Source organism: Chitinimonas violaceus, from assembly GCF_052601015.1.
Map to the genome: position 1 here is coordinate 1 of NZ_JBQXDJ010000123.1, position 4,967 is coordinate 4,967.

The following is a 4,967-nucleotide window of genomic DNA, read 5'->3' on the forward strand; positions in this document are numbered from 1 at the left end:
CCTCTGCCTCCTTAAGCACGGTGATGATTTGGCTGTCCGAAAATCTCGATTTCTTCATTTTGTAGAACTCCCTCTATCCGAGAAAATTCTACTTCTGCACACCCCTATTTTCCGGGGGGATTACCAGCCACCATGCGCACGTCTTCACAGTCGGTACGCCAGCGCCAGAGATCATCCTGGCGGATTGCGAAGGCATTGGCGCCCAATCTCGGCACAGCAGGCCGGATTAGCAGACAGGGATCACCGTTGATGTAGGTGTAATGGCGGACCAGCCCGTATTGCTGCTGGGCCTTGCCGGTATCGAGGAGAGTTGCTGCGTCGCCTTGCATGTCTGGCCACTCGGAAATGCTGGAATGGGAAGACTGTAGGGGTTGTTACCGGTGAACTACTGCTTCACAGAACAAATAAATAAGCCACATTCCGGAGCAAAGGCAGGCAGCTGAATGCCGTTTCACCAGCCACCATACTGGGCCCAAACTCAGATTACCCGAGCATATCTGCACAGCATGCAACTCCGTCCTGGCAATAAAACCATCCGTTTCCTAGGGAAATCCCGAATGTCTGTTTGCATGCATCCCGAATACTTTCACTCAGATAAACATGTTTTTGTCATAAACATTAATCAAAAACCATTAGGTAATGCTGCTTACCTTCATAAGTAGGGTTTGCAGGTTGCCTGCTTTCTATTTTTAGGTAGGGAATTCATTTTGAATAACAGAACTACAATTCTTGCAATCAGCATTTCTCTTTGCTTTGCTCTGACCGCATGTGGTGGAGGTGGTGGTGGTCAGCCGGCTCCAGCTACTACTCCGACACCCGCTCCGATACCGACACCGACACCGACACCGACACCGACACCGACACCGACACCGACACCGACACCGACACCGACACCGACACCGAATACTACATTCCAACGCCTACAAAAAGGCGATATGTATAGCTTGCATGTTGACCTTAATCGAATCCCGACATCTTTTTCAATCTATGAATTGGGTGCTGTATCTGTCTTAAATACAGTGTTAACTGACTTCTCCTTTGCTGGTTTCCATATTAGAGACAACCATAATCCAGCGCGAATGAACCTTACAGCGGTATTTCTGCATCAGTTGCTTTCACCGCTAAAAACCTACACTGCAGATTATCAGGACCACCATCTTGGTCTCGATGACAGACTGGGAAATGAGGCTCTATATGATCGTTATGTCGTTAGCAAGGAAAATGTAGGTTGGATGGCCAGTATTACAGCGACTGATAAGCCAGCCTATCGATTTCGGCTTGAAGAATTTGAATTGAACAATCAACTAATGAAATACAGCATGTTGTTCAGTACTGGTGAACCCAAGAATGGAATATTGCCGTCTGGTGCGAAACTAGCTGATACATTAGGTGATAATAAATTTTCGTCTGAAGCTATAGGATTGCGTGCATATATTAATCTGCCCGCCAATACACCATTAGTGTTTCAGGGTGCTCCTATTGAGAAAAATGCCGCAACTGATTTGTACTGCATACAACCGACACCTTCTTCAACAAAGGTTGGCTTTAAACTCATTGGTGACAGTAAGGTTGAAGTTTATAAAGCGACATCCGACTGTAAACCCGATGGGTCATTGATTGGAGAGGGGAGTTATCGTCAAATCAGCCTCTCACCCTCTACTTTTTCTGATAATTTCTATTTCTTCACCTTTCCCAGGTCGCAGTCCATAGAGGAAATGTTATTTAATCCCACTTATGTTAACGCAGGTGCCAAACTTGCAATTTCTCAAACAGGGAAGGATGTCGCAGTATATTTCGACAAAGAAACAGAGTTAAAAGATCCACAAGTTCATTTCAACAAAGCAGCCATCACTGAGTTGAAAACACAGCTTGGACTACCGCAGTAATACTTGAAAGTAAGCTGCTGATAGCCGTGAACGTGCTCTAAACAGTCGTTCACGGTTTTTTACGCCTACTTTTCGTGGATGCAACGTAATTGTTTCAACCTAGCTTTGACGAAAAACTGGAGGCAGTTGATACCACAACCCGTTGTTCCGTAAAGACACAAACGTCAACGTCTACCTGGCAAGCCAACTAACCCAGACCTGTGCTGCTATCTTGTATGCAACTCGAAAGGGAATCTGGCATGCGAAAGCATCACGGCTTTACCCTGGCTGAAATAGCTACAGTCTTAGTCATCATGGGCTTCATCTTCCCAATGATCTGGGGGTTATTTAATACTCAGATGACACAAAGCCGTGTTGATGCCACGAAGGGTAACCAGGAACTCTTAAGCAAGCACTCCAGCGCTATGTGGCTGCTAATGGCCGCCTACCTTGTCCAGCCCCTGTCAATCTAGCCCCTACTGCTGCAAATTTTGGTATGGCTTCGCGTGAGCCGCCGGTAGATGGCGCGGCAACCTGCAACCTTGGAGGGTACGAACATCGCAGGGAATACGGTGTACCGTGGACTAGTCCCATGGGCAACGCTCGGCATCACAGAGTCGCAAGCAATGGATGGATTCGATGGCTATTTCACCTACTACGTCAGCCGCGCGGCTATTCGCAATCCTTCTGCTGTGCTTACCCCAGCCCAACGCTTGAGCCCGGGCAGCAGTATCAACGGCCCCATCATTGTCACCAATGGCACCACGAACCTAGTAACAGGAGTGGTTGCTGCCATCATTTCGCATGGAATCAATGGGTATGGTGCATACACCTACCAAGGTTCTGGCTCTCAGAAGCCAGCAGCCAGTGGTGGAGCGCGTGAACAGGAGAATACGGACAACGATGTCATTCTCACTAAGGCTGACTATGCAACTAGTGGTCCTAACCAATTCGACGATATTGTATTGTGGTTGACTGCTGAGGATGCACTAGCACTATCAGCAACTACAGACGGGGGAGCAAAACCTGCAGCACAAGCAGTACGAGAACGGGCATATAGCTTTGCGTCTGTAATGGCCAGGGTAACTAAGTCCTCTGGAAGTCTAGCTGTTGATGGCGGCTTAACTCCCGTAGCTTATAACAATTATTTCCCGGCAAACGGAGCATGTGATTCAGGAGCCCGAGACTTAGTGTATTTCGATAGAGGTACCACTGCCCTCAATATCTCGGCAGCGGATGAACTCGATCCATGGAGCAATCGCTTCGTTTACTCGCGTGGCCGTACTACGTTAAACGACAGCCATAATACATGTGCCTATGTAATTAATATCATCTCGTCAGGACCTGACGGAGTGTTGAATACAGCTGATGATGTACAAATTCTATTTTCAACCTCCGTATATACCGGCTTGGTTGCTAAGTTCTAGAGGGGCGCATGAACTATGTCCAGCCGCGCCAATCAACTTGATACGCCGAAAGCAAGAATTTCTAGGCTAAAGGAAGCAATACACTCAGACTTGGGGAAGAAGGTCGCAACGTTCTTCTTCCTTCTCTCATTTGTCGTGGGTCTGTTGTTTACCAAGTAGTTCTGTTGGCTAGATTGCGCCTAGCAGAAAAAGTTGCAATCGATCAGTGAAAAGTTCTTGTAGTGCTTAGGCTATTGTGCACTTTTCCAACCACTTAAATAATTTTGCATAATTACTTCGGTACGCTTTCTATCTTTCAGTTTAGCCAATGCCTTGCGCAGCTTGTTGACTAAATCTGGGGAGGTTTTACGATTCACTGCATAGTAATATCCCTCACCTCCACTGATTTTGATTATCTTCTGAAGCTCTGTTAATGAAAGCTTTTGTTGCTTAACTCTCCATACTGCTGATGGTTCAGTGTCGTAAAAATAATTGACTCGGCGATATAAAAATTTGCGCAATACAGTTTCCATATCTTTCGAATAGTCTATTTGTTCTGGTTTTACTCCTTTAGCGAACAAATCGGTAACTGTAGCATCTCCAAACACGGCACCAATGACTCCAGACAATGCATCTAATCTGAGTAACGAATTATTACTATCAGGCCTCCCAAATAACCAGATTTCCCTGGGCACGATTGGGCCAACCCACTCAAATAATTGTTCACGCTCGGCGCTACGGGCAGTACAAAAAACTAAAGTTGCAGGCCGATGAAGCGCTGTTTCATAAGCACGTTTCCAAGGTACTACTTCTATATTGACCGATATACCAGCCTCTAGAGCTATTTCCTTAAGTAGATCAGTCGCAATTCCTTTTACAGTGCCATTATCGCTAAAACTATATGGTGGCCATTCTTCCGTAAAGGCATTCAGCACTACAGGTTCAGCAGCGAGTACTAGCCCAGAAATACATGCCGCACTGAACCATAACCATTGGCAACGAAACATGGCTTTCTTTCCTATCTCAACTAGTGCTATGCGCTAATGCAGTACCCGTCTCTGATACAGAACAGTGAGATAGCTGCATAGCAATACAATAGTTACGCATTAAGACAACGCGAACTAGTGCATTTTTATCTCCTGCCAATACTTATGCTTAGTCTAGACGACCTGATAACGCCGTGCATTTCGAGACTTTGCTCTGCTTTCTTGCTCCGTTATCTCGTTGTAAGAGTTCCCCAAATGTCCTAATGCAACGTATTGCAAAGCATCGTGCGGGTGCGAAAACCTGTTCTTGTCGGGAGTCTCGGTAAAACGTTCCTCCCCCGGAACCAGCATCTTCCGGTATTGATAGCCCCCGTTGAATCCCTTGATGAGCACCTTGCAGGATTTGTCGAGTAAGAATGCAGGCTCACCATCTACCAGACGTATCAGGAAGCTCTCCACTGCTCCCACACGCGCAATCGGTGCATTGGTTCTGGTGGGTTTCGTTTCCAGTCCTGTCTGTCGCAGCGCTTGAAAGCAGGTTCTCTCGTCGGTATCTGCTCTTGCTGAGCCAGCAGGATCACCCCAGTGTTGCGGCTGACCGAAAACTGACCCAGCCAAAGTGCTAGTGCCGATTCAAAACTGACCCAGGTGTTCTACTTGCCCTGCCTAATTTCTAGGCAGGAGAGAAAGGGTGATCACCATGGAAATGT

Annotated in this window: 4 protein-coding genes; 2 read left to right on the forward strand and 2 right to left on the reverse strand. The window is 46.8% G+C overall.

The window, feature by feature from the left end; translation table 11 throughout:
• Nucleotides 1–104: 104 nt before the first annotated feature.
• Nucleotides 105–329: a hypothetical protein gene (locus ACUHMQ_RS20000; protein ID WP_445297212.1), complete on the reverse strand. Its 225-nt coding sequence runs from the start codon at nucleotides 327–329 to the stop codon at nucleotides 105–107.
• 378 nt (nucleotides 330–707) lie between these two features.
• Here ACUHMQ_RS20000 and ACUHMQ_RS20005 point away from each other — a divergent pair, with 378 nt between their 5' ends.
• Nucleotides 708–1,886 (forward strand): hypothetical protein, encoded by a 1,179-nt coding sequence (locus tag ACUHMQ_RS20005; RefSeq protein ID WP_445297213.1) that lies wholly within the window; start codon nucleotides 708–710, stop codon nucleotides 1,884–1,886.
• Nucleotides 1,887–2,491: 605 nt separating this feature from the next.
• Complete coding sequence (locus tag ACUHMQ_RS20015; protein WP_445297215.1) at nucleotides 2,492–3,292, forward strand: hypothetical protein; 801 nt, start codon at nucleotides 2,492–2,494, stop codon at nucleotides 3,290–3,292.
• 230 nt (nucleotides 3,293–3,522) lie between these two features.
• Here the strand turns inward: ACUHMQ_RS20015 and ACUHMQ_RS20020 are convergent, their stop codons facing one another.
• On the reverse strand, nucleotides 3,523–4,278 hold the full coding sequence (locus ACUHMQ_RS20020) for a substrate-binding periplasmic protein (protein ID WP_445297216.1): 756 nt from the start codon (nucleotides 4,276–4,278) through the stop codon (nucleotides 3,523–3,525).
• Nucleotides 4,279–4,967 lie beyond the last annotated feature (689 nt).

Excerpts from the sequence above, each read along its gene's own strand:
- ACUHMQ_RS20000 (WP_445297212.1), bottom strand. The coding sequence starts at position 329 with ATGCAAGGCGACGCAGCAACTCTCCTCGATACCGGCAAGGCCCAGCAG.
- ACUHMQ_RS20015 (WP_445297215.1), top strand. The coding sequence starts at position 2,492 with ATGGATGGATTCGATGGCTATTTCACCTACTACGTCAGCCGCGCGGCT.
- ACUHMQ_RS20020 (WP_445297216.1), bottom strand. The coding sequence starts at position 4,278 with ATGTTTCGTTGCCAATGGTTATGGTTCAGTGCGGCATGTATTTCTGGG.